The sequence below is a fragment of the Saccharopolyspora ipomoeae genome (genome assembly GCF_029952525.1).
Taxonomy (GTDB): Bacteria; Actinomycetota; Actinomycetes; order Mycobacteriales; family Pseudonocardiaceae; genus Saccharopolyspora; species Saccharopolyspora ipomoeae.
Window position 1 is genome coordinate 284,087 of sequence record NZ_JASAOF010000002.1, and the last position, 23,439, is coordinate 307,525.

The 23,439-nt window shown below is 71.8% G+C and carries 29 protein-coding genes; 16 read left to right on the top strand and 13 right to left on the bottom strand.

Features of this window, described 5'->3' with window-relative positions:
- The first annotated feature begins 108 nt into the window (after nt 1-108).
- Both QFW96_RS04820 and QFW96_RS04825 read left to right on the top strand, forming a co-directional pair.
- Nucleotides 109-1,137, top strand: coding sequence for a tyrosine-type recombinase/integrase (locus tag QFW96_RS04820; protein WP_281454296.1), 1,029 nt, complete (start codon nt 109-111; stop codon nt 1,135-1,137).
- A 75-nt stretch (nt 1,138-1,212) separates the two neighbouring features.
- A complete protein-coding gene (locus QFW96_RS04825; protein WP_281454297.1) occupies nt 1,213-1,611 on the top strand; it encodes a VOC family protein in 399 nt (132 codons plus the stop codon).
- On the opposite strand, the gene QFW96_RS04830 is transcribed toward QFW96_RS04825, so the two are convergent.
- Together QFW96_RS04830 and QFW96_RS04835 are read right to left on the bottom strand one after the other, a co-directional pair.
- Nucleotides 1,612-2,751: an RNA polymerase sigma factor gene (locus tag QFW96_RS04830; RefSeq protein ID WP_281454298.1), complete on the bottom strand. Its 1,140-nt coding sequence runs from the start codon at nt 2,749-2,751 to the stop codon at nt 1,612-1,614. It abuts the gene before it with no gap.
- 5 nt (nt 2,752-2,756) lie between these two features.
- Nucleotides 2,757-3,164, bottom strand: coding sequence for a YciI family protein (locus QFW96_RS04835; protein WP_281454299.1), 408 nt, complete (start codon nt 3,162-3,164; stop codon nt 2,757-2,759).
- 210 nt (nt 3,165-3,374) lie between these two features.
- On the opposite strand from QFW96_RS04835, the gene QFW96_RS04840 reads away from it, so the two are divergent.
- Together QFW96_RS04840 and QFW96_RS04845 are read left to right on the top strand one after the other, a co-directional pair.
- Nucleotides 3,375-3,818 carry a hypothetical protein gene (locus QFW96_RS04840; protein WP_281454300.1) on the top strand — a complete coding sequence of 148 codons (444 nt, stop codon included), beginning with the start codon at nt 3,375-3,377 and terminating at the stop codon, nt 3,816-3,818.
- 71 nt (nt 3,819-3,889) lie between these two features.
- The gene (locus QFW96_RS04845; protein WP_281454301.1) at nt 3,890-4,594 is read left to right on the top strand and encodes a Crp/Fnr family transcriptional regulator; all 705 of its coding nucleotides are present in this window, start codon (nt 3,890-3,892) and stop codon (nt 4,592-4,594) included.
- Nucleotides 4,595-4,599: 5 nt separating this feature from the next.
- On the opposite strand, the gene QFW96_RS04850 is transcribed toward QFW96_RS04845, so the two are convergent.
- Nucleotides 4,600-5,469, bottom strand: coding sequence for an EamA family transporter (locus QFW96_RS04850; RefSeq protein ID WP_281454302.1), 870 nt, complete (start codon nt 5,467-5,469; stop codon nt 4,600-4,602).
- Between the two features lie 69 nt (nt 5,470-5,538).
- Here QFW96_RS04850 and QFW96_RS04855 point away from each other — a divergent pair, with 69 nt between their 5' ends.
- A complete protein-coding gene (locus QFW96_RS04855) occupies nt 5,539-6,390 on the top strand; it encodes a LysR family transcriptional regulator (RefSeq protein WP_281454303.1) in 852 nt (283 codons plus the stop codon).
- Nucleotides 6,391-6,615: 225 nt separating this feature from the next.
- Here QFW96_RS04855 and QFW96_RS04860 read toward each other — a convergent pair whose 3' ends face one another.
- Entirely contained in the window at nt 6,616-6,972 is a 357-nt protein-coding gene (locus QFW96_RS04860) for a hypothetical protein (RefSeq protein ID WP_281454304.1), read from the bottom strand.
- A gap of 184 nt (nt 6,973-7,156) precedes the next feature.
- Nucleotides 7,157-7,816 (bottom strand): DUF6518 family protein, encoded by a 660-nt coding sequence (locus QFW96_RS04865; protein ID WP_281454305.1) that lies wholly within the window; start codon nt 7,814-7,816, stop codon nt 7,157-7,159.
- 261 nt (nt 7,817-8,077) lie between these two features.
- On the opposite strand from QFW96_RS04865, the gene QFW96_RS04870 reads away from it, so the two are divergent.
- Complete coding sequence (locus tag QFW96_RS04870) at nt 8,078-8,842, top strand: PIG-L family deacetylase (RefSeq protein ID WP_281454306.1); 765 nt, start codon at nt 8,078-8,080, stop codon at nt 8,840-8,842.
- Here QFW96_RS04870 and QFW96_RS04875 read toward each other — a convergent pair.
- Nucleotides 8,839-9,636: a pentapeptide repeat-containing protein gene (locus QFW96_RS04875; protein WP_281454647.1), complete on the bottom strand. Its 798-nt coding sequence runs from the start codon at nt 9,634-9,636 to the stop codon at nt 8,839-8,841. The two genes, QFW96_RS04870 and QFW96_RS04875, sit on opposite strands and share 4 nt — an antisense overlap.
- 56 nt (nt 9,637-9,692) lie before the next feature.
- On the opposite strand from QFW96_RS04875, the gene QFW96_RS04880 reads away from it, so the two are divergent.
- Nucleotides 9,693-10,841, top strand: coding sequence for a coiled-coil domain-containing protein (locus QFW96_RS04880; protein ID WP_281454307.1), 1,149 nt, complete (start codon nt 9,693-9,695; stop codon nt 10,839-10,841).
- Here QFW96_RS04880 and QFW96_RS04885 read toward each other — a convergent pair.
- From QFW96_RS04885 to QFW96_RS04895, 3 genes are all read right to left on the bottom strand, one after another.
- Nucleotides 10,838-11,383: a GNAT family N-acetyltransferase gene (locus QFW96_RS04885; RefSeq protein ID WP_281454308.1), complete on the bottom strand. Its 546-nt coding sequence runs from the start codon at nt 11,381-11,383 to the stop codon at nt 10,838-10,840. The two genes, QFW96_RS04880 and QFW96_RS04885, sit on opposite strands and share 4 nt — an antisense overlap.
- A gap of 113 nt (nt 11,384-11,496) precedes the next feature.
- Entirely contained in the window at nt 11,497-12,483 is a 987-nt protein-coding gene (locus QFW96_RS04890) for a malate dehydrogenase (protein ID WP_281454309.1), read from the bottom strand.
- A gap of 160 nt (nt 12,484-12,643) precedes the next feature.
- A complete protein-coding gene (locus QFW96_RS04895) occupies nt 12,644-13,411 on the bottom strand; it encodes an SDR family NAD(P)-dependent oxidoreductase (RefSeq protein WP_281454310.1) in 768 nt (255 codons plus the stop codon).
- 125 nt (nt 13,412-13,536) lie between these two features.
- On the opposite strand from QFW96_RS04895, the gene QFW96_RS04900 reads away from it, so the two are divergent.
- The 3 genes from QFW96_RS04900 (at nt 13,537) to trpS (ending at nt 16,126) form a co-directional block, all read left to right on the top strand.
- Nucleotides 13,537-14,058 carry a MarR family winged helix-turn-helix transcriptional regulator gene (locus QFW96_RS04900; RefSeq protein ID WP_281454311.1) on the top strand — a complete coding sequence of 174 codons (522 nt, stop codon included), beginning with the start codon at nt 13,537-13,539 and terminating at the stop codon, nt 14,056-14,058.
- Between the two features lie 65 nt (nt 14,059-14,123).
- Complete coding sequence (locus QFW96_RS04905; RefSeq protein WP_281454312.1) at nt 14,124-14,864, top strand: GNAT family N-acetyltransferase; 741 nt, start codon at nt 14,124-14,126, stop codon at nt 14,862-14,864.
- A 209-nt stretch (nt 14,865-15,073) separates the two neighbouring features.
- Nucleotides 15,074-16,126 carry a tryptophan--tRNA ligase gene (gene trpS, locus QFW96_RS04910; RefSeq protein ID WP_281454313.1) on the top strand — a complete coding sequence of 351 codons (1,053 nt, stop codon included), beginning with the start codon at nt 15,074-15,076 and terminating at the stop codon, nt 16,124-16,126.
- Here the strand turns inward: trpS and QFW96_RS04915 are convergent.
- Nucleotides 16,120-16,680 carry an ASCH domain-containing protein gene (locus QFW96_RS04915; protein ID WP_281454314.1) on the bottom strand — a complete coding sequence of 187 codons (561 nt, stop codon included), beginning with the start codon at nt 16,678-16,680 and terminating at the stop codon, nt 16,120-16,122. The genes trpS and QFW96_RS04915 overlap by 7 nt on opposite strands.
- A 107-nt stretch (nt 16,681-16,787) precedes the next feature.
- On the opposite strand from QFW96_RS04915, the gene QFW96_RS04920 reads away from it, so the two are divergent.
- From QFW96_RS04920 to QFW96_RS04935, 4 genes are all read left to right on the top strand, one after another.
- Nucleotides 16,788-17,510 carry a 3-keto-5-aminohexanoate cleavage protein gene (locus QFW96_RS04920; RefSeq protein ID WP_281454315.1) on the top strand — a complete coding sequence of 241 codons (723 nt, stop codon included), beginning with the start codon at nt 16,788-16,790 and terminating at the stop codon, nt 17,508-17,510.
- A gap of 36 nt (nt 17,511-17,546) precedes the next feature.
- On the top strand, nt 17,547-17,861 hold the full coding sequence (locus tag QFW96_RS04925; RefSeq protein WP_281454316.1) for an ArsR/SmtB family transcription factor: 315 nt from the start codon (nt 17,547-17,549) through the stop codon (nt 17,859-17,861).
- A complete protein-coding gene (locus tag QFW96_RS04930; protein ID WP_281454317.1) occupies nt 17,858-18,817 on the top strand; it encodes an SRPBCC family protein in 960 nt (319 codons plus the stop codon). Before QFW96_RS04925 ends, QFW96_RS04930 begins: the two co-directional genes overlap by 4 nt.
- Nucleotides 18,818-18,881: 64 nt before the next feature.
- Nucleotides 18,882-19,205, top strand: a complete 324-nt coding sequence (locus QFW96_RS04935; RefSeq protein WP_281454318.1) for a putative quinol monooxygenase — start codon at nt 18,882-18,884, stop codon at nt 19,203-19,205.
- 53 nt (nt 19,206-19,258) lie between these two features.
- Here the strand turns inward: QFW96_RS04935 and QFW96_RS04940 are convergent, their stop codons facing one another.
- Nucleotides 19,259-19,609, bottom strand: a complete 351-nt coding sequence (locus QFW96_RS04940; protein WP_281454648.1) for a DoxX family protein — start codon at nt 19,607-19,609, stop codon at nt 19,259-19,261.
- Between the two features lie 277 nt (nt 19,610-19,886).
- Nucleotides 19,887-20,741: a sterol desaturase family protein gene (locus QFW96_RS04945; protein ID WP_281454319.1), complete on the bottom strand. Its 855-nt coding sequence runs from the start codon at nt 20,739-20,741 to the stop codon at nt 19,887-19,889.
- 74 nt (nt 20,742-20,815) lie between these two features.
- On the opposite strand from QFW96_RS04945, the gene QFW96_RS04950 reads away from it, so the two are divergent.
- Entirely contained in the window at nt 20,816-21,442 is a 627-nt protein-coding gene (locus tag QFW96_RS04950; RefSeq protein WP_281454320.1) for a TetR/AcrR family transcriptional regulator, read from the top strand.
- A 176-nt stretch (nt 21,443-21,618) separates the two neighbouring features.
- On the opposite strand, the gene QFW96_RS04955 is transcribed toward QFW96_RS04950, so the two are convergent.
- Entirely contained in the window at nt 21,619-22,080 is a 462-nt protein-coding gene (locus QFW96_RS04955; RefSeq protein ID WP_281454321.1) for a hypothetical protein, read from the bottom strand.
- Between the two features lie 193 nt (nt 22,081-22,273).
- Here QFW96_RS04955 and QFW96_RS04960 point away from each other — a divergent pair, with 193 nt between their 5' ends.
- Nucleotides 22,274-23,401, top strand: coding sequence for an alpha/beta hydrolase family protein (locus QFW96_RS04960; RefSeq protein ID WP_281454322.1), 1,128 nt, complete (start codon nt 22,274-22,276; stop codon nt 23,399-23,401).
- Nucleotides 23,402-23,439: the final 38 nt, after the last annotated feature.

The window sequence follows — 23,439 nt, forward strand, 5'->3', positions numbered from 1 at the left end:
CTAATTACGTCACTAACGTTATGGAACCAACGAAACGGAACTCTGACGAGGGAAAACGGACAGAAGGGAGGCGCGCATAATCGCGCTTATGTGCGGTAAGATGGGATCATGGAGATTCAGGCGGCGGGTGGCGGCAGCTCGGTGGGCACGCGGGCGCAAACGGAACTGCTGGCCGCGACCACCCGCACCGGCCACACCCTCACCGCGCTGATCGCCTCCTGGCTGGGCTCGTTCACCGACTCCGCCGACACCCGCAGCGCCTACACCCGGGACCTGCGCGAGTACCTGGACTGGTGCACCCGCCGCGACCTCGACCCGCTGACCGTGCGGCTGCCGGAGGTGCAGATGTACGCCGCTGAGCTGGCCGCCACCGCCAACCCGCGCACGGGCAGGCCCCCGGCGGCCTCCACCAGGGCGCGCAAGATCGCCGCGGTCTCCAGCTTCTACACCCACCTGGTGCGCGCCGGAGCCATCGACGCCAACCCGGCCCGTGATGCCGCTCGGCCCCGCTACGACCGCCGGCACTCGCCGACCACCAGCGTTTCGGCCGAGCAGGCCTCGGTGATGCTGGCCGAAAGCCGCTCCTACCGGCATCGGACGCTGGGGCCGCAGGCCGCCGCGCTGGTGATGGCGCTGCTGATCGACCTGGGCGTGCGGGTCTCCGAGCTCTGCCACGCCGATCTGGCCGATCTCGGGCAGCGCGAGGGGATGCGGGTGCTCACGGTGCGGATGAAGGGCGGCAAGGTGCGCACCCGGCCCATCCCGCACGGCCTGCACGGGGTGCTCGACGCCTACCTGCAGCAGCGGCCCGAGGCCGACACCGATGCGCTGGTGATCACCCGGGACGGGCGGCGGGTCAACCGTCACCAGATCTACCGGCTCGTGCAGGCCCTGGCGGCCCAGGCCGGGGTGCCGATGCCGCAGCGCATCACCCCGCACTCGATGCGCCACACCTTCAACACCATCGCCCGCCAGCACGGCGCGGCCCTGGAGGACCGCCGCGACGCGCTCGGGCACTCCTCGGCGGCCATCACCCAGCTCTACGACCACGTGGCGCTGTCGCTGACCCGCGATCCGGCGCATCTGGTGGCCGAAGCGACCCGATCCCAACCGGATTCATCCGAGCAATCCCCCTAATCCGTTCGGTCACGGTGACGAAAGGATCTTGGGGTTTCCGCGATGAATTTCGCGCACCCGGGTAGTCCCTAGTGCATGACCACACATACGCCCGCATCCACGACCGTCACCAACATCGGCGTCACCATGTTCACCGTCGCCGACCAGGACGCCGCCCTGGAGTTCTACACCGGCAAGCTCGGCTGGGAGGTTCGCGGCGACACCCGCTTCGGACCCGACGGCGAGTACCGCTGGCTGGAGGTCGCCCCGCCCGGGTCCACCTCGCGCCTGGCGCTGAACCCGCCGATGGGCGGCGGGCAACCCGGCGGCTGCGGCATCGGCGTCGAGACCGCCGACGTGCACGGCGAATACGCTCGACTGCGCGCCCTCGGCGGGGTCCAGATCGACTCCGAACCCGAATCCAGCCCCGGAGCACCGCTGCTGTTCATGATCAGCGACCCCGACGGCAACCACATCGCCATCGTCGAAGTCTGATCACGCCCCGGAATTGAGCCGGGCCGCCTGACGCAGGAGGTGGTCGCGTTCGGCGACACTGCTCGCCGAACGCGCCGCCTCGGCGTACAACCGCGCCGCCACCTCCCGGTCACCCGCGTGCTCGTGCAGGTAGGCACGCGTGGCGGTGTGGCGCGGCACCGACGGGTCGCAGTCGGCCAGTGCCGCCAAGCCCGCGTGCGGGCCGTCGGCCTCGCCGACGGCCACCGCCCGGTTCAGCCGCACCACCGGCGAACCGGTGAGCGCCAGCAGTTCGTCGTACCACTCCACGATCTGCGGCCAGTCGGTCTCGGCGGCGGTGGGCGCGTCGGCGTGCAGGGCGGCGATGGCCGCCTGCGCCTGGTACTCGCCCAACCGGTCCGCCGCCAGGGCTCGCTGCAGGAGGGCGACGCCGTCGCTGATCAGGCGGGTGTCCCAGCGGGTGCGGTCCTGCTCGGCCAGCGGTACCAGGCGCCCGTCCGGGTCGGTGCGCGCCGGGCGGCGGGCGTGGTGCAGCAGCATCAGCGCCAGCAGCCCCCGCACCTCGGGGTCGTCGGTGATGGCGGCCAGTTGACGGGTCAGGCGGATCGCTTCGGCCGCCAGGTCCACATCCCCCGAGTAGCCCTCGTTGAACACCAGGTACAGCACCCGCAGCACGGTGCCCACCTCGCCGTGGTGGGTGAAGCGGGCACCGGCGACGGTGCGCTTGGCGCGGCTGATGCGCTGGGCCATGGTGGATTCGGGAACGAGGTAGGCCTCGGCGATCTGGCGGGTGGTCAGGCCGCCGACCGCGCGCAGCGTCAGCGCCACCGCCGAGCTCGTGCTCAGGCTCGGGTGGGCGCACAGGAAGTACAGCTCGAGCGTGTCGTCGGCGTCCGGGACGGTCCCGGGTTCGGGTTCGGTCTGAACGCGGGTTTCCCGGTGGCGTCGTGCCGTCTCGCTGCGCGTCGAGTCGAGGAACTTGCGCCAGGCGGTGGTGACCAGCCAGCCCTTCGGGTCGCGGGGCGGGTCCTGCGGCCAGGTCCGCACCGCTTCCAGCAGGGCTTCCTGCACGGCGTCCTCCGCCGCGGCGAAGTCGGCTCCGCGACGGCGCAGGACGCCGATGACGGCTGGGCTCCACGCCCGCACCGCGGTCTCGTCCACCGGTGTTACTCGGTGATGGTGGGCGGGGCGGTCAGGAACGGGCGCAGCTCCAGCCATTCGTGGATGGGTTCGCCGCCCGCGCCGGGTGCCGCCGACAGTTCCCCGGCCAGCTCCACAGCGCGGTCGTAGTCCTCGACGTCGATGACCATCCACCCGGCGATGAGGTCCTTGGTCTCGGCGAACGGGCCGTCGGTGACCGGGGGCTTGCCGGGCCCGTCGTGGCGCACCCACGTGCCCTCCGGGGCCAGGGCCTGGCCGTCGACGAACTCACCGGTGGTCTTGAGGCGGTCGGCGAAGTCGTTCATGTAGCGCATGTGCGCGTCGACCTCCTCGGGCTTCCACCGGTCCATCGGCACGTCGTTGACCGCCTCCGGAGCGCCCCGGTAGTGCTTGAGCAGCAGATACTTGGCCATGATCATCGTCTCCTTCGGAGCTCGTGCGGTCATTGTGACCGCCTTTCACCCCGGGGACGGCGCCGAAACGCGATTCTCGACATCGCACCCGAGTTTTCTCCGAGATTTTTCCGGCCCGGGGATCCGGTGTTGTGTCACCGGTGTCACCGACATCGCCCGCGGGGTGGGGTGAGGCTGGTGCCTGCACTCGCGAAGGGGAAGGAGACGACCATGTCCGCGACCGTTCACCCCGCTCATCCGATGCAGGTGGGCCTCTCGCGTGCCCTGACCGGTGCTGTGGCCGGGCTCGGCGGCGGGATCGTCTTCGGCGTCCTCATGGCCGCGACGGGGATGTTGCCGATGATCGCGATGCTGGTCGGGGCCGGCGGCGCCGGTGTCGGCGTCGTGGTGCACCTGGCGATCTCGGTGATCCTCGGTGCCGGCTTCGGCCTGATCGCGCCGTCGACCCGGTTCTGGCCGCTGCTGGCGGCCGGTGTCGCCTACGGCGTGCTCTGGTGGGTGCTGGGTGGTTTGCTGCTCATGCCCGCCGCGCTGGGCATGCCCGTGCTGCAGCTCGGGGCCACCGCGATGCAGAGCCTGATGGGGCATCTGATCTACGGCATCGTGACCGCGGCCGTGCTGTTCGCGCTGCGGCGGCGCACCGCCCACGCGTGACCGAAGGCCTCGACGCACCGCCCTGCTGAGGCCGATGGTGGGGACGGGGCACCACCATCCGGGGAGGGCCTGTGCAGGAGGAGCCGTACTGCCTGTCCGAAGTCGACCTCTTCCGCGACCTGTCGCGGCGGGAGATGGTCGACCTGGGCGCACGCGCCCCGCTGCGCACCGTCGCGGCGGGCGAGATCCTGCACAGCCCGCAGCGGTCGGTCGGCACCCTGTTCATCATCAAGCGCGGCCGGGTGCGCCTGTACCGGATCGGCTCGTCGGGACAGGCGGTCACCACGGCGCTGCTCGGTCCGGGCACCGTCTTCGGCGAGGTCCCGCTGATCGGGATCCGGATGGGCGGCAACTGGGCTGAGGCGCTGGAGTCCTGCGTGCTGTGCGTGATGAGCCCGCAGGACGTGCGGCGGCTGCTGCTGGCCGATCCGAGGATCGCCGAGCGCATCACCGAGCGGATGCAACAGCGCATCACCGAGCTGGAGCGCAGGCTGACCGATCTCGCCTCCAAAACCCTCGCCGAACGCCTCGCCGGCACCCTGTGGAGCCTGACCGCGGGGGCCTCGCGGGGCGCGGTGCCGGAACCGGTCCGGTTGACCCACCACCAGCTCGCGGGTCTGGTCAGCGCCACCCGCGAACGCACCACCACCGCCCTGGGTGAGCTGGCCGAGCGAGGATTGATCCGGCTGCACCGCGGGAAGATCACAGTCACCGATCGGGACCGGCTGCTGAGCTACGCCGACGGGGGCGGGCGGACGGCCCGCGGCTCGGCGTGAGTCGCTCAGCGGCGGGTGAGGATCGTGGTGGTGTTGGCGGCGACGATGGCGGCGATGCAGGCCCACTGCGCGGCGTCGAGGTGCTCGTCGAGGATGAGCAGGCCGGTGGTGGCGGCCAGGACCGGGTTGAGGCTGGCGACGATCGCGAACAGCGGGGCGGTGACGCGGCGCAGGGCCAGGGCGTCGCACAGGAACGGCACCGCTGAGGACAGCACGCCCGCGGTGATCGCGAAGCCCAGTGCCGGGCCGGTCGGCGGGTGGGTGAGCAGGACGGCGATGCCGATCGGGACGAACACCAGCCCGGACAGGCCGCAGGCGGTGGCGGTGCCCTGCGCGCCGGGCAGGCTGCGGCCCAGGGCGCGGTTGAGCAGGATGTAGCCCGCCCAGCACGCCGCGGCCAGCAGCGCCAGCCCCATGCCGAGGTAGTCGCTGGTGGGCTCAGGGCGCATCAGCACCGCGACACCGGTGGCGGCCAGCAGCGCGCAGGCCAGGTCGATGCGGCGGCGCGAGCCGGCCAGCGCCACGGCGAGGGGGCCGAGGAATTCGAGGGTGACGGCCAGGCCGAGTCCGATGCGGTCCACAGCGCTGTAGAGGGCGAGGTTGATGACGGCGAACACCCCGGCCAGCGCGAGGACCAGGCGCCACTGGGCGCGGGTGAACTCCCGCCAGCGCGGGCGGGTCGTGGCCAGCAGCACGAGGGCGGCGATCCACTGGCGCACCGCCACGACTCCGGCCGGGGTGATGGTGTCGAAGGCCAGCGATCCGATCGCCGCCCCGGTCTGGTTGGACAGGGCGCTGCCCGACATCAGCGCCACCCCGGCGCCCCGCGAGGCGGGGTCGGCGGCCGGGGGTGCGGGGAGCTGCGTGCTGGTCATGGCGGTGAGCCTGCCGCCGCGGGCTCGTTGCGCAAAATGCATCCGCCACGCCGCCGATACGCTTGAGGTATGGATGTGGAGGTGCGGCAGCTGAGATGCCTGGTCGCGATCGTGGAGGCGGGCAGCTTCACCGACGCCGCCGTCGAACTCGGCCTGTCCCAAGCGCAGGTCTCGCGCACCCTGGCGGGGTTGGAGAACGCCCTGGGGGTGCGGTTGCTGCGGCGCACCAGCCGCCAGATCGCCCCGACCGCCGCCGGTGCGCGCGTGCTGACCCGCGCCCGCCGGGTGCTGGCCGAGACCGATGAGCTCGTGCGTGAGGCCACCAGCGAGCAGGCGGGGGTGCGGGTGGGGCACGCGTGGTCGGCGTTGGGCCGGCACACCGTGGACTTCCAGCGCCGGTGGGCGCGCGACTTCCCGGACGTGCGGTTGCAGCTGGTGCGCACCAACTCCGCCACCGCCGGGCTGGCCGAAGGTGCCTGCGACGTGGCGGTGGTGCGTTCCGAACCCGACCGCAAGCGCTTCTCCGACGTCGTGGTGGGCTTGGAACGCCGCTACTGCGCGATGGCGACCGACGACGAGTGGGCGCGGCGGCGGTTCGTGCGGCTGCACGACCTGGCCGAGCGCACGGTGCTCCTCGACCGCCGCGCGGGCTCGACCACCCCGCAGCTGTGGCCGCCGGAGCACCAGCCGGAGTTCGAGCAGACCTCCGACGTCGACGACTGGCTCACCGCCGTCTCCAGCGGGCGCGTCGTCGGCATCACCTCCGAAGCCACCCTCACCCAGTACCGGCGCAGCGGCGTGGTGTTCCGGCGGGTGCGCGACGCCCCGCCCATCCCGGTGCGCGTGCTGTGGTGGCGCGACGAACGCCACCCCCACACCGGCAAGGTCGTCGATCTGCTCACCGACCTCTACCGCCGATGACCCCCAGCCGTCGCAGACCGGGAGTCACGACACCTCCGGCCCCCGTTCTCACCTGACCTGTCGAAAACCGCGACATTCGTCGCGCGAAAACCGGGGTTTTCGACACGCGAATGTCGCGGTTTTCGACGTGGGAAGGAGACCCGAATGGTTCGGGCGCCGGGCATGGGAAGGGCGTGGGAGTTTTCGTTGTGCTCGGTGTGGTGAATGCGGTGGTAGGTGCCGGGTTCATCCGCCTGGGACACGTGGTCGCGTGCCGTGACGGTTCTTTCCCGCGGAATCGGTGCGGTTGTTCGGGTCGATCAGGGTGACGTTGTTCGAGGCCCACGCGTGGGCGGTTCTGAGGAAATACCTGTCGTTTCCCCATTCGACGGGGTGGGCCGGGATCGCGGCCAGCCAGGTGTGGCGATCGTGCTGCGGATCGACGCCGGGAAGGTCGGTGATCTCGAACGGGGGTCGCTTGAGGACGAAGAAGGAATGCCCCTCGCACACGTAGCCGCGTTTGACCGCGATGCGGGATTCGCCCTGAACCCACCGGAAGGTGACTCCGAAGTTGTAGTAGCGGGAAATGGGTTTACCGGCCATGTTCGGGACCGTAGAGCGATCACCCCGATCCGTCCCGCACTCGCCACCGCTCTCGCGCCGAAATTCGGCGAACGGCGCGAGCCCGGCCGTTCGCCGAACGAACTGCGGCGATTCTCCTCCGGCGTGTCCCGGCGGCGATGAATCGACGAGCGGAACGCCCACGGTGACCAAGCAGGCTCGATGATCACGGCACCAGCAGCAGCACCACGCTGCCGTGCAGGTACAGCACCGGGAACGCGGTGGCCACCGCAGCGGTGAACAGGACCGCCTGCGCGCACGCGCCGACACCGCGCAGCTTCCGCACCGCGCCCGCGCCCAGCAGGAGCACGCCGCCGACGGCTTGGCCCCACCAGTAGCGGGGGTCGGTGGAGGCGGCCAGGACGGTGAGCCCGTACCCGGCTTCACCCAGCAGCACCCCGCACGGGGCTGAGAGCCCCAGTGCGGCACGGGTTCCCGGCCGTCGCCGCCACCACTGCGCGCCCAGGCCCAGCAGCGGCCCGGCCAGCACCGCCGCAGCACCCCAGAACACCAGCAGCCCGGTCGAGGACGGGTAGCCGCGGGCGAGGTCGGTGGCCACGTATCCGGCGAGCATGCCCACCAGGCCCGTACACCCGCAGAGCGCGCCGGTGAGCGCCGTGGGCGCGGGCAGGGCCAGCAGGAACGCCAGCAGGGTCCAGGATCCGCTGGAGTTGGCCAGCGGTGCCCACCCGGCGGGCAGCCTGCCTTGGGCCAGGGCGGTGGCGGCCCCGGCGCACAACCCCAGTGCGATCGCGATCGCCAGGGCCGGTGCGGTGCCGCGTCGGCGGTGGCTGCGGGTGGGCACGTCGGGGACGACCGGGGTCATGTCGTGTGAGTCTCGCAGCCGCCGCGGGCTGCGCGAGACCGATTCGGCCGAACCCGGGCACCACTGGATGGCGGAGCGTCGCCCCCCGGGGCACGACGAGCAGCCTCACGAGTTTCGTCCGGATCCAACCGGTTTCGGAGGCGTGGATCGACGTGTTCGCGACAGCGCGGCTGCGGGAACAAGCCACCAGCGGGCACCGGCAGGAGGTGGCGGCTTAGGATCCGGCGCGCTGGTCGCAGCCGATGACGAGGTGGTCCTGGCATGAGGGTTCCGAGCCTGCTCGGTGTGTTCGCCCATCCCGATGACGAGTCGTTGTCGGCCGGAGGTGTGCTGGCGCGCCACGCCGAAGCCGGGGCGCGCACCGGCGTGGTGACCGCGACCTGGGTCGAGGACACCACGCGTGCCGCCGAACTCGGCGAGGCACTGCGGGTGCTGGGTGCGGGCAAACCGCGCCTGCTCGGCTACGCCGACGCGCGCGTGCCCGAATCCGCCCCGGGGTGCGCCCGGTTGCTGGACGCGCCGCTGGAGGAGGCGGTGGCCCGCCTGGTGGGGCAGCTGCGGGAGTTCCGGCCGGAGGTGGTCATCACCCACGACGCCTGCGGCGGCATCTCCGGGCACCCCGACCACGTGCAGACCCACCGGATCACGATGCTGGCCGTGCACGCCGCCGCCCTCGAACAGCTCTACCCCGAGACCGGGGAGCCGTGGTCTCCGGAGGCGTTGTACTCGGTGACGCACCCGCGTTCGGCGCTGGCACCGATCCGCGATCTGGTCGGGGAGCGCAAAGCGGTGCACGCGGTGCCCGATGAGCAGGTGAGCGTCTCGGTGGACATCGCCGCGTGGTTGGGGGTCAAGACCGCGGCGGTGCTGGCGCATCGCAGCGAGGTGCAGCGCGGCGCGCTGCCCGCCCAGCTCGGCGGTCTGGACCCGGAGGCGCGCCGGGCGCTGTTCGGCACCGAGCACTTCCTGCGCCACCCCCTCGGGCACCTGCCGGCGGGTGCGGATGAGCCGATCGCGCGCGGCTAGCCGGATTCCCAGTGCCGCGGGTGTTGCAGGCCGGGCAGGCGGGTGGAGGTGTCGCCGCGGGCGGCGGCGATCTGCGGGCGGGTCACGAACAGCGCCCCGGTCAGGTCGGCTCCGCGCAGGTCGGTGTCGCGCAGATCCGCGCCCAACAGGTCCGCTCGCCGGAGATCGGCGTCGCGGAGGTCGGCGGCGATGAGCAGCGCACCGCGCAGGTGGGCTCCGCGCAGATCCGCCCGGCTCAGGCGGCGCCCCATCAGGTCGGCGCCGCGATGCTCCGGCCCGGGGCGGGAGCGCACGAGGGTGCTGGCGCGGGCCAGCAGGTCCCCGGTGCGGGCGCGTTCGGCGTCGAGGTCCAGGGCCAGCAGGCTCGCGGCGTCCTGCTCGGTCAGGCTGGTGAGCTCGGTGTGGCGGGTGCGCAGATCTGCGTGCAGGGGCGCGGTTTCGGGGCGGTCGAGGGCGTCGGTGAGGTAGTGCAGCAGTTCGTGCAGCCCGCGCATCACCGGGAACGCCGCGAACATCGGTTCCCGGGACCGCGGTTCCTGCCGCCACGAGACCCCGCCGAAGGTGTGCTGCGAGAGGTGCTGGCCGGCGCCGAAGCAGTCGAACACCGTGCACCCCGCGTAGCCTTCGTCGCGCAGGCGTTCGTGGATGCCGCAGGAGAAGTCCGCCAGCAAGTTCCCGCAGGCGGTCCCGGCGGGTTTGTCGACGGCGAAATCGGCGGAGGCCGTGAACGGCAGCGCCGCGCAGCACAACCCGAAGCACCGCGAGCACTCGGCATGCAATTCCACACCCGGGATTGTCCCCTCACCTGCGGTGATCAGACCCGGCGGGGCCGTTGGTACGGTCACTGATCGTGAGTGAGCAGCCGCAGCGGGCCGAGGACAACACCGAGGGGATCTGCCGGTTCCCCGGATGCGACCGGGAGGTGGAACGACCCTCCGGGCCCGGGCGCCCGCCCGAGTACTGCGATCTGCCCGAGCACACCCGCTGGCGGGCGTGGAAGCAGCGCCAGCGCCTCCAAGCGGTGGCCGAGCAGGCCCCGGCCGCCGCGCCGCAGGGCTCCAGCGAGTTCGACTCGGCGCGGATGCGCGCCGAGGAACTGCTGCGCCAGTACCGGTTGCTGTCCGAGCAGCTGGGCCGCAACCTGCGCGCCGGGCTGGAAGAACTGGCCACACTGGCCGATCCGTCGGCCGCCGAGGCCCAGATCCAGGCCGCCCAGGCCGAGGCCGCGCACCGCATCGCCCAGGCCGAGCAGGCTCTGGCCACCGCCCAGCAGCAGCGGCGCGAGGCCGAGCAGGCCCGCCAGTCCGCCGAGGAGGCCGCGGAAGACGCCGTGGCCACCGCCGAGAACGCCACCCGCGAGGCCGACACCGCCCGCGCCCAAGCAGACCAGGCCCGCGAGGACGCCACCCGGGCTCGGCGGGAGGCCGAGCAGGAGGTGGAATCAGCCCGCAACGAGGCCGAGGTCGCCGCCGCCGCGGCCCGCCGGGAAGCCGACGGGCTGGTCGCCCGGGCCCGCGAGGACGCCGACGAGCAGATCGCCGCCGCCCACGGCGACCTGGAAAAAGCGCGCGCCGAGGCGGCCGCGCAGGTCCAGGCCGCCCAGCAGCAGGCGCGCCGCGAGGTCGCCGAGGCCGACTCGCGCCGTTCGGAGGCCGCTGAGCGCGCAGCCCGCGCTGAGGCCTCCGCCGAGACCGCGCGCGATCAGCTCACCGAACTGCGCCAGGCCGCGCAGGACTCCCGAGCCGAGATCGAGCGCCAGCGCGCCGAACTCGCCCAGCTGCGCGAGCAGCAGGCCGCAGAGCTCCAGCGGGTGCGGGAGGAGGCGGCCGAGCGCCTGGCGGCCGAACGCCGAGCGGGCGCCGACCGGCTGGCCGCCGCGCAGCAGGCCGCGGAGCAGGACCGGTCCCGCGCTGAGCGCGCCGAAGCGCAGATCGACGCGCTCACCGAACAACTGCGCACCCGAACCGGTTCCGAGTCCACCCGCGACAACGACGCCTAGTCGGGGCGGGTGAGCCGCCAGACGACTTCGACGCCGGCCTTGGCCGGGGTGTGGGCGAAGCGCGGTGGGTGGTACTGGTCGACGCAGGTGAACCCGAGGCGCTCGGGGATGGCGCGGCTGGCGGTGTTGGCCGCGTCGTGCCAGATCTCCACCCGGCTGATGCCCGGCAGCGCGAACGCCTGCTCGGTCAGGGCTCCGGCGGCGGTGGTGACCAGGCCCCGCCCGGTGTGGTCGGGGTGCAACCAGTAGCCGATCTCCAGGCCGCCGTCGCCGATGCGTCCTTCCAGCGAGATCGCGCCTGCGACCACCTGATCGCGGGTGATGAGGTAGGTGAAGGCCGTGCCGGCCTGCCAGTGGCCGGTGGCCTCGTCGATGAAGGCCTCGGCGGCGCTGAGCGGGTAGTCGCCCGCGGCCCACGGCATCCAGGGCCGCAGGTGGTGCAGGGATTCGGTGACGGCGCGGTGCAGCGCGGCGGTGTCGGCCTGTCCCGGGCGGTGCAGCACCGCCCGGGACAGTGCGATGCGTTCGGCGGGGCGGCTCATGCACCGATGCTGGCGGGCCGCCCGGGACGCGGCAACAGGATTTTTCCGGCCCTGCACGAGCGAAAGCCGGGGGCGATGATCACGCCCCCGGCTTCGAGCTCACGATCGCCAGGTCACACCAGGCCGAGCTTGGCGACGGTGTCGCGCTCCTCGGTGAGCTCGGCGACGGAGGCGTCGATGCGGGCGCGGGAGAACTCGTCGATGTCCAGGCCCTGGACGATCTCGAACTTGCCGTCGCGGGCGGTGACCGGGAACGACGAGATCAGGCCCTCCGGCACGCCGTAGGAACCGTCGGAGACCACACCGGCCGAGGTCCAGTCGCTGTCCGGGGTGCCGTTGACCCAGGTGTGGACGTGGTCGATGGCGGCGTTGGCGGCCGAGGCCGCCGAGGAGGCGCCGCGGGCGTCGATGATGGCCGCGCCGCGCTTGGCCACGGTCGGGATGAACTCGTCGGCCAGCCAGGACTGCTCGACCTGCTCGGCGGCGATCTTGCCGCCGACCTCGGTGTGGAACAGGTCGGGGTACTGGGTGGCGGAGTGGTTGCCCCAGATCGTCATCTTCTTGATGTCGGTGACCGACACGCCCAGCTTCTGCGCGAGCTGGGTCAGCGCGCGGTTGTGGTCCAGGCGGGTCATGGCGGTGAAGCGCTCGGCCGGCACGTCCGGGGCGTGGGCCTGGGCGATCAGCGCGTTGGTGTTGGCGGGGTTGCCGACCACCAGCACGCGCACGTCGTCGGCGGCGCCGGCGTTGATGGCCTCGCCCTGGGGCTTGAAGATGCCGCCGTTGGCCTCGAGCAGGTCACCGCGCTCCATGCCCTTGGCGCGCGGGCGGGCACCGACCAGCAGCGCGACGTTGGTGCCGTCGAAGGCGGTGCGCGCGTCGTCGGTGATGTCGATGCTCTCCAGCAGCGGGAAGGCGCAGTCGTCGAGCTCCATCGCGGTGCCCTCGGCAGCCTTGACCGCCTGCGGGATCTCCAGCAGCCGCAGCTTGATCGGGGTCTCGGCGTCGATGAGCTGACCGGAGGCGATCCGGAACAGCAACGCGTAGCCGATCTGACCGGCCGCACCGGTGACGGTCACGGTGACGGGAGCTTTGGTCATGAGGTCTCGTTCTCCTGCTCGACGGGTGGGTGTTGGATCTGTCTCGGGATGCTATCCCCAGCGCCGCCGGGCTGTGGGACACCGGTCGCGGATCACAGCCGCGGCGCGGCGGGACCGATTCAGCACGGGTAATGCGCACCACAACTGGGGTGCCCCGGGGTCAGCGCATGCGGCGCCCGCCACCGGCGTAGAGGGTTTGGCCGGTGAGCCAGCGGGCTTGGTGGGAGGCCAGGAACGCGGCGATGTCGGCGATGTCGTCGGGGTGCCCGAGGCGGCCCAGGGGACTGGTCTCGGCCAGGCGGGCGGCGTCGTCGCGGTGCAGCCACCCGGTGCGCACCGCGCCGCAGGCGATGATGTTGACGGTGATGCCGGTGGGCCCGAACTCCTGGGCGGCCGAGCGCGACAGCGATTCCAGGGCGTGGGCGGCCGCGGCGCGCGAGACCTGCCCGGGCGCGCCGTCGGAGACGTCGGTGCTGAGGGTGATGATGCGCCCCCACTCGCCGCGCCGTGCCCGGTGGCGGCGGTGGTGTTCGGCGATGAGCAGCGCCGGTGCGCGGGTGCCGCGCTCGTGGTGGGCGTCGATGCCGGTGGCGGTGAGCTCCTCGGCGCCGCGGGCGCGGGTGAAGGTGTCGAGCCGGGAGGGGGCGGTGTTGAGCACGAGGATCTCCACCGGCCCCAACCGTGCCTCGGCGGTGTCGTAGACCTGCTGGGGCGCGTGCGGGTCGGTGAGGTCCACGGCCAGGGCTTCGGCGGTGTGGCCGTCGGCGCGCAGCGCGGGGGTGAGGTGGTCGTCGGCGCCGGGTTCGGTGATCAGCAGCGGCCGCACCTGCTGGCGGGCCAGGGCGCGGGCGATGGCCGCGGAGATGCCCAGGGCGGTGTCGCATCCGGTGATGACGGCGACGCGGTCGCGCAGTCGCGGATCGATCATGCCGTTGATCATGCCGTGCCCGGTTCGCGGGCCGGGTTCGCGGGCCGGGTTCGCGGGCCGGGTTCGCGGGTGGGGTTCGCGGGTGGGGGCACTCGGCTGGCGCGATGGCTCTAGGCTCTGCGGTCATGGCGCACGGTGAGGACGGGGTCGACCGCATCCAGGCGGCCTGGCAGCGGGAACGCCCGGGCATGCCGGTTGCCTCGATCGGGATCATCACCCGGATCTGGCGCATCGCGAAACTCCTCGAGGACGAACGCCGCCGCACCGACGCGCGCATCGGCCTGGACGCCGCCACCCGCGACCTGCTCTCCACGCTGCGCCGCGCCGGACCCCCGTACCGGTTGGGCGCCGGGGAGATCGCCCGCCAGTCGCTGGTCAGCGCCGGCGCGATCTCCCAGCGGGTGGCTCGCGCCGAGCAGCGGGGCCTGGTGCGCCGCCTGCGCGGCGGCACCGACGGACGCAGCGTGCAGGTCGAGCTCACCGAGACCGGGCACCACCTCATCGAGGACCGGGTCGACGACCTGCTGCGCCACGAGGAAACCCTCCTGGAATCCCTCGATCCCGGCCAGCGCGAGCAGCTCACCGAGCTGCTGCGGGTGCTGCTGGGCGACCTCACCGACCGCTTCGGCGCCGAAGACCGCCCCTGACGACCCGGCCCTGGAACCGCAAAAACCGCTTGTGCGAGGGGATTTGCGGGTGTAGAGGTCGGTGAATGCTGCACGAGAGCGGAACCGGTGAGGTCGTGGACCTGCACGGCGCGACCGCGACCGCGCGCTGCGTGCCGCTGGCCGGTGCGCCGCGCATGGCGCGGCTGATCGCCGCCGACGGCCAGGACGTGTGGGGGTTGCTGCGGGCGCGGCTGCCCGGTTGGAACGTGGTCACCGACCTCGCCGACGGGCAGCGGCTGATCCGCGCGGGGGCGAGGCTGCGCCGCCACGCCCACACGATGCACCGCGACCTGCGCACCGACCCACCACCCGCCGAGTGGGGGAGTCTGCGGCCGCCGGAGCCGTTGCGGATCGGCCCGTGCGATCGGGCGGCCGAGGCGCTGGTGCCGGCCTGGCGGGAGGCCTACCCGCCCGGGCATCCCGATCACGTCGCCGCCGACGATGACGCGGTGCGCGCGGGTCTGCTGCAGCCGTTGCTGTCGGGCCGGGTGCTGGGCCCGCTGCTGGGCCGCAGCGCCCTGGTCACCGACGCGGCGGGCGCGGTGGTGGCCGGGCTGATCGTCAACGACCGCGCCGGTGAGGCGTGGGTCAGCGACGTCTTCCGCCGCCGCGCACCCGACTACGCCGGTCTGGGCGGGTTGCTGCTGCGGCGCGCGCTGGCGGGGTTGGCGGGCGAGTACGAGCGGGCGGGGCTGGCGGTGACGGTGGGCAACCCGGCCCAGCGGCTCTACCGAAGGTTGGGGTTCGCGCTGACCGAGACCACGATGACCTTCACCATCACCTGACCCCGGGTGAGGGGCGGGGCGGTTATGCTGGGAGTCGTGATCCGCAGCAGTCGTCTTTCCTGGTGGCGCTCCAGCTAAGGAGCGGCCACCCGCACTGCGGTACTTCCTCAACCACCCCGGGGCCGTTCGACCGACGGCCCTGTTGTTGTGGTGCGCCTCGTCGCAGGCGCGGGTCCCGGTCGGCGGCCAGACCCCGAAAGGACCCCACGATGACCAGCACTGTCGAGGTGTCCCCGGCCGCGCGCCGCAGCGCCGAGCTGGAGGACGAGATCACCGCCGATCCCTCCCGGTTCCGGATCCTCACCGGCGACCGCCCGACGGGGCCGCTGCACCTGGGCCACTACTTCGGCACCCTGCACAACCGGGTGCGGCTGCAGCGCCGGGGCGTGGAGCTGGGACTGGTGATCGCCGATTACCAGGTCCTCACCGACCGCGACGTCGCCGACGACCTCGAAACCCACGTGCTGGGCCTGGTCGCCGACTACCTGGCCGCCGGGATCGACCCGGACGAGGCGATGATCTTCACCCACAGCGCGGTGACCGCCCTCAACCAGCTGATGCTGCCGTTCCTGAGCCTGGTCACGGTCCCGGAGCTGCAGCGCAACCCCACCGTCAAGGAGGAGATCGGCCACTCCCGCCAGGCCGGGGTGTCGGGCCTGATGTTCACCTATCCCGCGCACCAGGCCGCCGACATCCTGTTCTGCAAGGCCAACCTGGTGCCGGTGGGCGCCGATCAGCTGCCGCACCTGGAGGTGACCCGCCTGATCGCGCGGCGCTTCAACGACCGCCACGGGCCGGTGTTCGGCGAACCGGAGGCGCTGCTGAGCTCGGCGCCGCTGCTGCTGGGCACCGACGGCACGAAGATGAGCAAGTCCCGCGGCAACGCGATCACGCTGGGCACCACCGCCGAGGAGACCGCCCGGTTGATCCGGGGCGCCAAGACCGACGCGCACCGCCACATCACCTACGAACCCGGCACCCGCCCGGAGGTGGCCAGTCTGGTGCTGCTGGCCGCGCTGTGCGAGGACCGGGATCCGGGTGAGGTCGCCGCCGAGGTCGGTTCGGGTGGTGCGGCGGCGCTCAAGGCACGGGTGACCGAGGCCGTCAACGGTGCGTTCGCGCCGTTGCGGGCGCGGCGGGCGGAGCTGGCCGCCGACCCGGGGTATTTGCGGTCGGTGCTGCGCGCGGGCAACGCCCGCGCCACCGAGCTGGCCGAGGCCACCTTGGCGCAGGTGCGTGAGGTGATGGGCACCCGCTACTGAGCGAGGTAGGTGCGGGCCAGGCCGGTGAGGTGGATCCGGCCGGCGCTGGTGGTGACCAGGCCGAGTTCGCGCAGCCGCCACAGGTCGGTCTTGGTGCGGGCCACCGGGCGGTTCTGGGCGGTGGCGAGCTCGGCCGGGGTGGGCGCCGGGTGGTCGTGGAGGTGTTCGAGCAGCGCCCGGGTCCAGGGCCCGCGCGGGGTGCCCGCGTCCAGCCGTGCCAGATCGGTCTGGATCTGGTGGCGCCGGGTCTCGGTGAGCTCGACGGTCTCCGGGGCGGGTGTGGACGAGCCGAGGTGGGTCAGGCTCAGGCGCCAGGTGCGGCCGGTGTGCCGGGCCAGGGACGTGCGCAGGCCCTGGGCGGAGCGGAATCCGGCGCGGGCGGCGTCGGTGTCGGTGAGCGCGTCGGGGTCGACCTCGGTGAGCTCGGTGATCTCGATGTCGCCCGCGCTGGTGGTCACGCGGGTGCCGGGGCGGGCGTGCGGGCTGGCCCAGCGGAAGTAGGTCTCGGTGATGTGCCCGTCGGCGACGCCGCGCGCGATCCTGTCGCTCAACACGACGTCCACGATAGTGGCGCACCCGCAAGCCCCCGTGCGGGTGCGTGTTGATCACGAAACGAGTTCGTCAACTACCGCAGGTGCACCGGATGGGGGACGATCGGCGCATGCTGCAGGTTTGCCTGAACGGCGCCCGGTCACCGCGTGAGCACTTCCACCTGCCGGTGCGGCCGGAGGAGCTGGCCAAGGCCGCCGCCGATGCGGTGGCCGCCGGCGCCACCGACGTGCACCTGCATCCCAAGAGCGCCGACGGCACCGACACCCTCGACCCGCACGCCGTGGCCGCGGCGCTGCGCGCGGTGCGGGCCGCCGCGCCGGGGGTGGGCGTGGGGGTGACCACCGGGGCGTGGACGGCGCCGGACACCGACACGCGGGTGCGCTCGATCAAGGCGTGGACGCTGCTGCCCGATCACGCCTCGGTCAACTGGCACGAGCCCGGTGCCGACGCGGTGGCCGCGGCACTGCTGGAGCGCGGGGTGGGGGTGGAGGCCGGGATCTTCTCCGGCACCGACGCCGATCACCACTTCACGCTCTCCCCGCACCGCAACCGGGTGCTGCGGGTGCTGGCCGAGGTCACCGACCCGACCGCCGGTGGTGCGGCGGCCACCGCCGAGGCGTTGCTGGCGCGGTTGCACCCGGCCTCGGCACCGATCCTGCTGCACGGTGAGGCGGCCGGAGCGTGGCCGGTGCTGCGGGTGGCGGCCCGGCGCGGGTTCTCCACCCGCATCGGTCTGGAGGACACCCTCGTGCTGCCCGACGGGCAGATCGCCACCGACAACGCCGAACTCGTGGCCGCCGCCGTGCAGCTGCTGGTGGCGGAGGCGCGCTGACTCGACACCATATTCCTGTCGGTCTATATTCGTGATGTGGCAACTACGTTTGAGGTGCTGGCCGAACCGCGCCGTCGCGACATCCTCGACCTGCTGCGCACCGGGGAACGCGCCGTCGGTGACCTCGTCGAGGCGCTCCCGCTGAGCCAGCCCACGGTCTCCAAGCACCTCAAGGTGCTGCGCGAAGCCGGTCTGGTGGAGGTCCGCCAGGACGCCCAGCGCCGCTGGTACCGGCTCCGCCCCGAGCCCCTCGCCGAGATCGAGCAGTGGCTGCGGCCCTACCGGCGGATGTGGGAGCAGCACCTCGACGCCCTGGAGCACCACCTCGACCAGACGAGGGAGCAGACATGAACCCGCACCTGTCGATGATCAACGGACACCCGGTGCTGCGCCTGCAGCGCGTGCTGGCCCACCCGCCGGAGAAGGTGTGGACGGCGGTGACCGACCCCGACGGACTCGCGGCGTGGTTCCCGGCACGGGTGAGCTTCGACCGCCTCGCCCCGGGCGCGGCGATGCGCTTCACCTTCGAAGGCCCCGATGCACCCGACAGCGGCGCACCCGAGACCGGCGAGATCCTCGAGGTCGACGAACCGAAGGTCTTCGCGTTCCGCTGGGACAGCGACGTCATCCGCTGCGAACTCCTCCCGCACGAGCAGGGCTGCCTGCTGGTGTTCAGCCACACCCTCCGCGGGCCGGACAGCGACCGCCCCTCCGCCGCCCGCCACGGCGCCGGCTGGCTGCTCTGCCTCGACGCCCTGCAAGCCGGACTCGACGGCACCACCGCCGAATTCGACATGACCGCCTGGTTCACCCACGCCGAGAACCTCATCGACCTCTTCGACCTCGCCACCGGCCACGCCGAGCCCACCGAGCACGGCTGGCAGCTGCGCTTCGAACGCGACCTCGTCCAACCCCCGGGCGAGGTGTGGCAGCTGCTCACCGGCGGCGAACCACCCGAACCCGGCGGGACGGCGCCGCTCCCGGCCACCCACGGCTACGGCCACGCCGGGCCCGTCACCGAATCCACGCCGCCCGAAACCCTGGCCTACAGCTGGGAAAACGGGGGAGAGGTGCGCTTCGCGCTGCGCGAGCAGCACCCGATCGGCACCCGCCTGGTGCTCACCCACACCATCACCGACCCCGACCAGCGGGCGATCCTGCTGGCCGCCTGGCACACCCACCTGGAGCTGCTCTTCGCCGCCCTGCACGGCGACGTCCGCTGCCCGTGGCCCGCCGAACGCACCGAGCGGCTGCGCGTGCGCTACACCGAAGAGCTCGCCGAAGACGGGCCGTCCGGCGCACGATGATCGGCCACTTAGGATGGTCCTCGTCCGACATCGCCCCGCGAGCACCATCAGGAGAGCGACGCACATGATCTTCATCACGGCGAAGTTCCGCGTGAAGCCCGAATCCGCCGAGCAGTGGCCGCAGATCGCCGCCGCGTTCACCAACGCCACCCGCAACGAGCCCGGCTGCCTGTGGTTCGACTGGTCGCGCAGCCTGGAAGACCCCCACGAGTACGTGCTGGTGGAGGCCTTCCGGGACGGAGAGGCCGGCGCCGCCCACGTCAACAGCGAGCACTTCAAGCACGCCCAGCAGACCCTGCCGCCGCACCTGGCCGAAACCCCGCGGGTCATCAACACCTCCCTCGACCAGGACGACTGGTCGCTGCTCGGCGAGATGTCCGTCGACTGACACGCCACCAGCGCGAAAAAGGGGGCTCCGGGAATCCCGGAGCCCCCTTCGCATCAGGCCGTCAGGGTGAACCACAGCGACCCGGCGGCCAGGGCCAGAAACACCCCGGGCGCGGCGATCGTGGACCACGTCCCCGCCCGCACGTGCACCACCACCGCACCGACGAAGAACAGCACCAACCCGGCCGCCGCCCACGCCCCGATCACCGGAACTCCCAGCACCGCGCCCAGCAACCCGACCGCCCCGGCCGCTTTGAGCCCACCGAGCACCGGCAACCACTCCCGCGCCACCCCGTTGGCCTCGGCGTTGCCCACCACGTACCGGCCGCCGGCGAAGTCCACCACCGCGCTGACCGCGTTGAGCACCGCGGTCACCACGATCACGATCACCGACACGAGCACCATCACACCCGACCCCCTTCTTCCCGGCCTCACCCCGATGACGCCCGCGAGCGCGCGAATGTGACCGCCGTCCACACCGTTGGGGACCAAGTCGACAAAACGATCCCCGCTCTCCTCGAAGGTGCTGGGCAGTGGACAGTTTTAGCCATAATCGTCCGGACATAACGGACATTGATCATGGGTGGTGATGACTAAAACTGCCCACTGCCTCGACGCGCCCCGACCATCAGCGCCGCGGATGACGGGCGGGAGTCGGCGGCGGCGATGGGTGAGCGGTAGGTCAGTCGGTGGGGGACCAGCCGGGCGGGCCGAACAGGTAGCCGAGCTTGTCGCGCCAGCGCGGGGTGGTGCGGACCTGGCGCAGGATGTCGGCGAAGGCGCCGTACTGCAGGGTCACGACGTTGTAGGTCTCCACGGGGTGGGTGAGCCCGTAGGTGGGGCGGTGCAGTTCGGGCTGGAAGGTGCCGAACACGCGGTCCCAGATGATGAGGATGCCGCCGTAGTTCTTGTCGAGGTACTCGGGGTCGGAGCCGTGGTGCACGCGGTGGTGCGAAGGCGTGTTGAACACGAACTCGATCGGCCGCGGCAGCTTCGAGATGGCCTCGGTGTGGACGAAGAACTGGTAGACGAGGTTGATCGAGAACGCGATGTAGAGCGCCCAGGGGGCGAAGCCCAGCAGCGGCAGGGGCAGCCAGAAGAAGAACTCGAACCACGGGTTCCACTTCTGCCGCAGCGCGGTGCCGAAGTTCATGTACTCGCTGGAGTGGTGGGCCTGGTGGGCGGCCCAGCCGATGTTGACCCGGTGCACGAACCGGTGGTTGAGGTAGTACGCCAGGTCGAGCCCGACGATGAGCAGCAGCCAGAACCACCACGTGTCGGTGGGCAGGTGCCACGGCGCCAGGTGGGTGTAGAGCGCGTTGTAGACGAAGAACGTGGCGACCTTGAACACCGACAGGAACACCAGCGATCCCGCGCCCATGGTCAGGCTGGTGCGGGTGTCCTTGAAGGCGTATCCGGTGGCGTTGTCGTCGTGGTCGAGCCACTTCAGGGCGGCGAGCTCGATGGCGATGCTCAGCACGAAGAACGGGATCGCGTAGGTGACGGGGTTCTTCATCGGATCCAGCAGGTCGGTCATCGAAAAGTCCCTCCCCGGCGAATTGACCTTTCGGTAAGTTACCAGCGGGTCACCCACTTGGGTAGACTCCCGGAGTGGCCAAAGCAGGAACCAAGGGCGTCGCCCGAGCACAACGCGAACGCCAGATCCTCGACATCGCCGGACGCACCTTCGCCGAACACGGCTACGCCGGCACCTCACTGACGACCATCGCCACCGACGCCGGCATCTCCAAACCCCTCATCTACAACTACTTCGGCTCCAAACAAGGCCTCTTCTCCGCCTGCCTCACCCGCGCCGGAGAAACCATCGCCGGCGTCATCGAGCACACCGCCGACCTCGGCCACGTCGGACCCGAACAAGCCATCCTCAGCCTCGACCGCATCTTCACCGCCCTGCACGGCCAAACCTGGATGTGGCGCATCCTGCGCGACCCCACCATGCCCACCGAACTCACCGGCCAACGCACCCACTACGAACACCGCATGCACACCGTCGGCGCCCAAGGCGTCGCCGACATGCTCCGCAAAGCCGACAACCACGACCCCCTCGACGCCTCCGCCCTCACCGCCGCCTGGATCAACGTCTTCGACGCCCTGGTCACCTGGTGGACCGACCACCCCACCCAAACCCCCACCGCCATGACCCACCGCGCCGCACGGCTGTTCACCACCGTCTTCGGCCCCCTCGACCTCGACGAACTCCCCCTCAACAACCGCTGACAACCCCACAGAACCACGACAACAGCAAGCAGCCCCAGGACGACGGCACCAGGCAGGCAGCCGCCTCCTGCCGCACTGAATCCAGGCCTCCCCAACCCAGCCCCGGCACACCGGCGACCACAGCCACGCCCTACCCGCCGTCGCCACCCGGCACTACAACAAGGGGGAGCGGCCGGTCACGCACCCACCCAACCGGCCACCCCCAAATCCCGCGAGAGCTCCGCCACCTGCTCGCTCGACAGCACCACCGTCACCGCACGACCGCTGACCAGCGTGAACGTCAACGCACCCTCGTCGACCTCCACCGAACCGGCCACCGGCTCCCGCACCCACGACCCCGCCGAACTCTCGCGCTCACCCTCGAACAACGGCAAGTTCGCCGCCATCTCCACCACGCACCACGCAGCCGTCCAAAACGCCTCCCGATCCCGGAAGTCCGTCCGGCTGCACGTCAACTCCCGACCCAACCCCGACGAACCCACCCGCGCCTTGACCCGGCCCACGCCCGCGGCCGACTCCCAGATCGCGAACACCGTCACGTTGTTGGCCAACCGCTTGCGATAGGTCTCCCGCCCCTGCGAACGGGCCAACTCCCAACCCTCCACCATCTCGGGCCAAGCGTCGTCCACCACGACCACTCCTCTCGAACCGGCGCACTCACCGCTCCGACGCACCACACCCCAGACCCGGTTCCCCACCCGAACAACCCACTCACACAGGCAACCCCGCACCCCAGCAGAACGGCCAACCGTCATCCGACCCGACCACTCCGGGTCACCACCAGGGTTCGCCCCGACGCGCGCACCAGGCCCCACCCGCGACGCTGTCGAAATGCGACCAACACTGCTCACCGCACTGGCTCTCAGCGCCGCCCTCGCGCTCTCCGGCACCACCGCGAACGCCGCACCGCCCCAGCTCGCACTGCCCGAACCCACCGGACCACTGCCGATCGGCACATCACAACTGCACCTGGTCGACCACCAGCGCCTCGACCCGTGGGCACCCGACCAACCACGCGAACTCATGACCACCCTCTGGTACCCCGCAGCCCCCACCGACGGGCCATCGGCCCAATACGTCACCCCGGCCGAATCCCGCGAAATCCTCCACCACCTCCAAGACCTCCCCCCAGTACCCGACGACGTCCTCAGCACGACCCGAACCCACGCACGCACCGACGCACCACCGATCTCGGCCACGCTCCCGCTCGTCCTGCTCTCACCCGGCTTCTCCCACCCCCGCGCCGCCCTCACCGGCCTGGCCGAAGACCTCGCCAGCCGCGGCTACGCCGTCGCGCTCATCGGCCACAACCACGAATCCCACGCCACCGAGTTCCCCGACGGCCGCCTCACCACCTGCCTGGCCTGCCAAGCCCAGGACTACGCGAAGGTGGTGCGCACCCGGGGCGACGACGTCGCGTTCCTCCTGGACGAACTACCCCGCAAAACCCCGTTGCGCCCGAACGGCATCGCGATGGTCGGCCACTCCATCGGCGGCGCCAGCGCCGCGCAAACCCTGAGCACCGACCCGCGCGTCACCGCCGGAATCAACCTCGACGGCACCTTCTTCCCAGCGCTCGGCCACGACCTCGCCAAGCCCTTCCTGCTCCTCGGCACACCCGAACACCGCCCCGGAGGCACCGACGAATCCTGGGACACCAGCTGGCCCCACTTGACCGACTGGCGACGCTGGCTGACCGTCTCGGGCACGAGCCACTCCTCGTTCACCGACTTCTCGATCCTCTCCGAGCAGTTCGGCGTCGGACTTCCCGACGAGCCGCTCGACGGCCACCGCACAGCCGAGATCACCCGCGACTACGTCGCGGCGTTCCTCGACGAGCACCTGCGCGGCATCCCGCAACCACTGCTGGACGGCCCCACGGCCGGCTACCCCGAGGTCATCTTCGAGAACCCCGCCACCCGCGACGACTCCGGGCAAGCATCCCGAGGCCGTCCCTGACGAAGCCAGGGGAGCGGCGCCAGCAAACCCCTCGCCAC

Coding starts and splice junctions, on each gene's coding strand:
- QFW96_RS04870 (WP_281454306.1), top strand. CDS start 8,078: ATGAGGGTTCCGAGCCTGCTCGGTGTGTTCGCCCATCCCGATGACGAG.
- QFW96_RS04930 (WP_281454317.1), top strand. CDS start 17,858: ATGAACCCGCACCTGTCGATGATCAACGGACACCCGGTGCTGCGCCTG.
- QFW96_RS04885 (WP_281454308.1), bottom strand. CDS start 11,383: ATGAGCCGCCCCGCCGAACGCATCGCACTGTCCCGGGCGGTGCTGCAC.
- QFW96_RS04935 (WP_281454318.1), top strand. CDS start 18,882: ATGATCTTCATCACGGCGAAGTTCCGCGTGAAGCCCGAATCCGCCGAG.
- QFW96_RS04900 (WP_281454311.1), top strand. CDS start 13,537: ATGGCGCACGGTGAGGACGGGGTCGACCGCATCCAGGCGGCCTGGCAG.
- QFW96_RS04850 (WP_281454302.1), bottom strand. CDS start 5,469: ATGACCAGCACGCAGCTCCCCGCACCCCCGGCCGCCGACCCCGCCTCG.
- QFW96_RS04945 (WP_281454319.1), bottom strand. CDS start 20,741: ATGACCGACCTGCTGGATCCGATGAAGAACCCCGTCACCTACGCGATC.
- QFW96_RS04820 (WP_281454296.1), top strand. CDS start 109: ATGGAGATTCAGGCGGCGGGTGGCGGCAGCTCGGTGGGCACGCGGGCG.
- trpS (WP_281454313.1), top strand. CDS start 15,074: ATGACCAGCACTGTCGAGGTGTCCCCGGCCGCGCGCCGCAGCGCCGAG.
- QFW96_RS04890 (WP_281454309.1), bottom strand. CDS start 12,483: ATGACCAAAGCTCCCGTCACCGTGACCGTCACCGGTGCGGCCGGTCAG.
- QFW96_RS04855 (WP_281454303.1), top strand. CDS start 5,539: ATGGATGTGGAGGTGCGGCAGCTGAGATGCCTGGTCGCGATCGTGGAG.
- QFW96_RS04825 (WP_281454297.1), top strand. CDS start 1,213: ATGACCACACATACGCCCGCATCCACGACCGTCACCAACATCGGCGTC.
- QFW96_RS04920 (WP_281454315.1), top strand. CDS start 16,788: ATGCTGCAGGTTTGCCTGAACGGCGCCCGGTCACCGCGTGAGCACTTC.
- QFW96_RS04860 (WP_281454304.1), bottom strand. CDS start 6,972: ATGGCCGGTAAACCCATTTCCCGCTACTACAACTTCGGAGTCACCTTC.
- QFW96_RS04905 (WP_281454312.1), top strand. CDS start 14,124: ATGCTGCACGAGAGCGGAACCGGTGAGGTCGTGGACCTGCACGGCGCG.
- QFW96_RS04940 (WP_281454648.1), bottom strand. CDS start 19,609: ATGGTGCTCGTGTCGGTGATCGTGATCGTGGTGACCGCGGTGCTCAAC.
- QFW96_RS04840 (WP_281454300.1), top strand. CDS start 3,375: ATGTCCGCGACCGTTCACCCCGCTCATCCGATGCAGGTGGGCCTCTCG.
- QFW96_RS04960 (WP_281454322.1), top strand. CDS start 22,274: ATGCGACCAACACTGCTCACCGCACTGGCTCTCAGCGCCGCCCTCGCG.
- QFW96_RS04835 (WP_281454299.1), bottom strand. CDS start 3,164: ATGGCCAAGTATCTGCTGCTCAAGCACTACCGGGGCGCTCCGGAGGCG.
- QFW96_RS04865 (WP_281454305.1), bottom strand. CDS start 7,816: ATGACCCCGGTCGTCCCCGACGTGCCCACCCGCAGCCACCGCCGACGC.
- QFW96_RS04895 (WP_281454310.1), bottom strand. CDS start 13,411: ATGATCGATCCGCGACTGCGCGACCGCGTCGCCGTCATCACCGGATGC.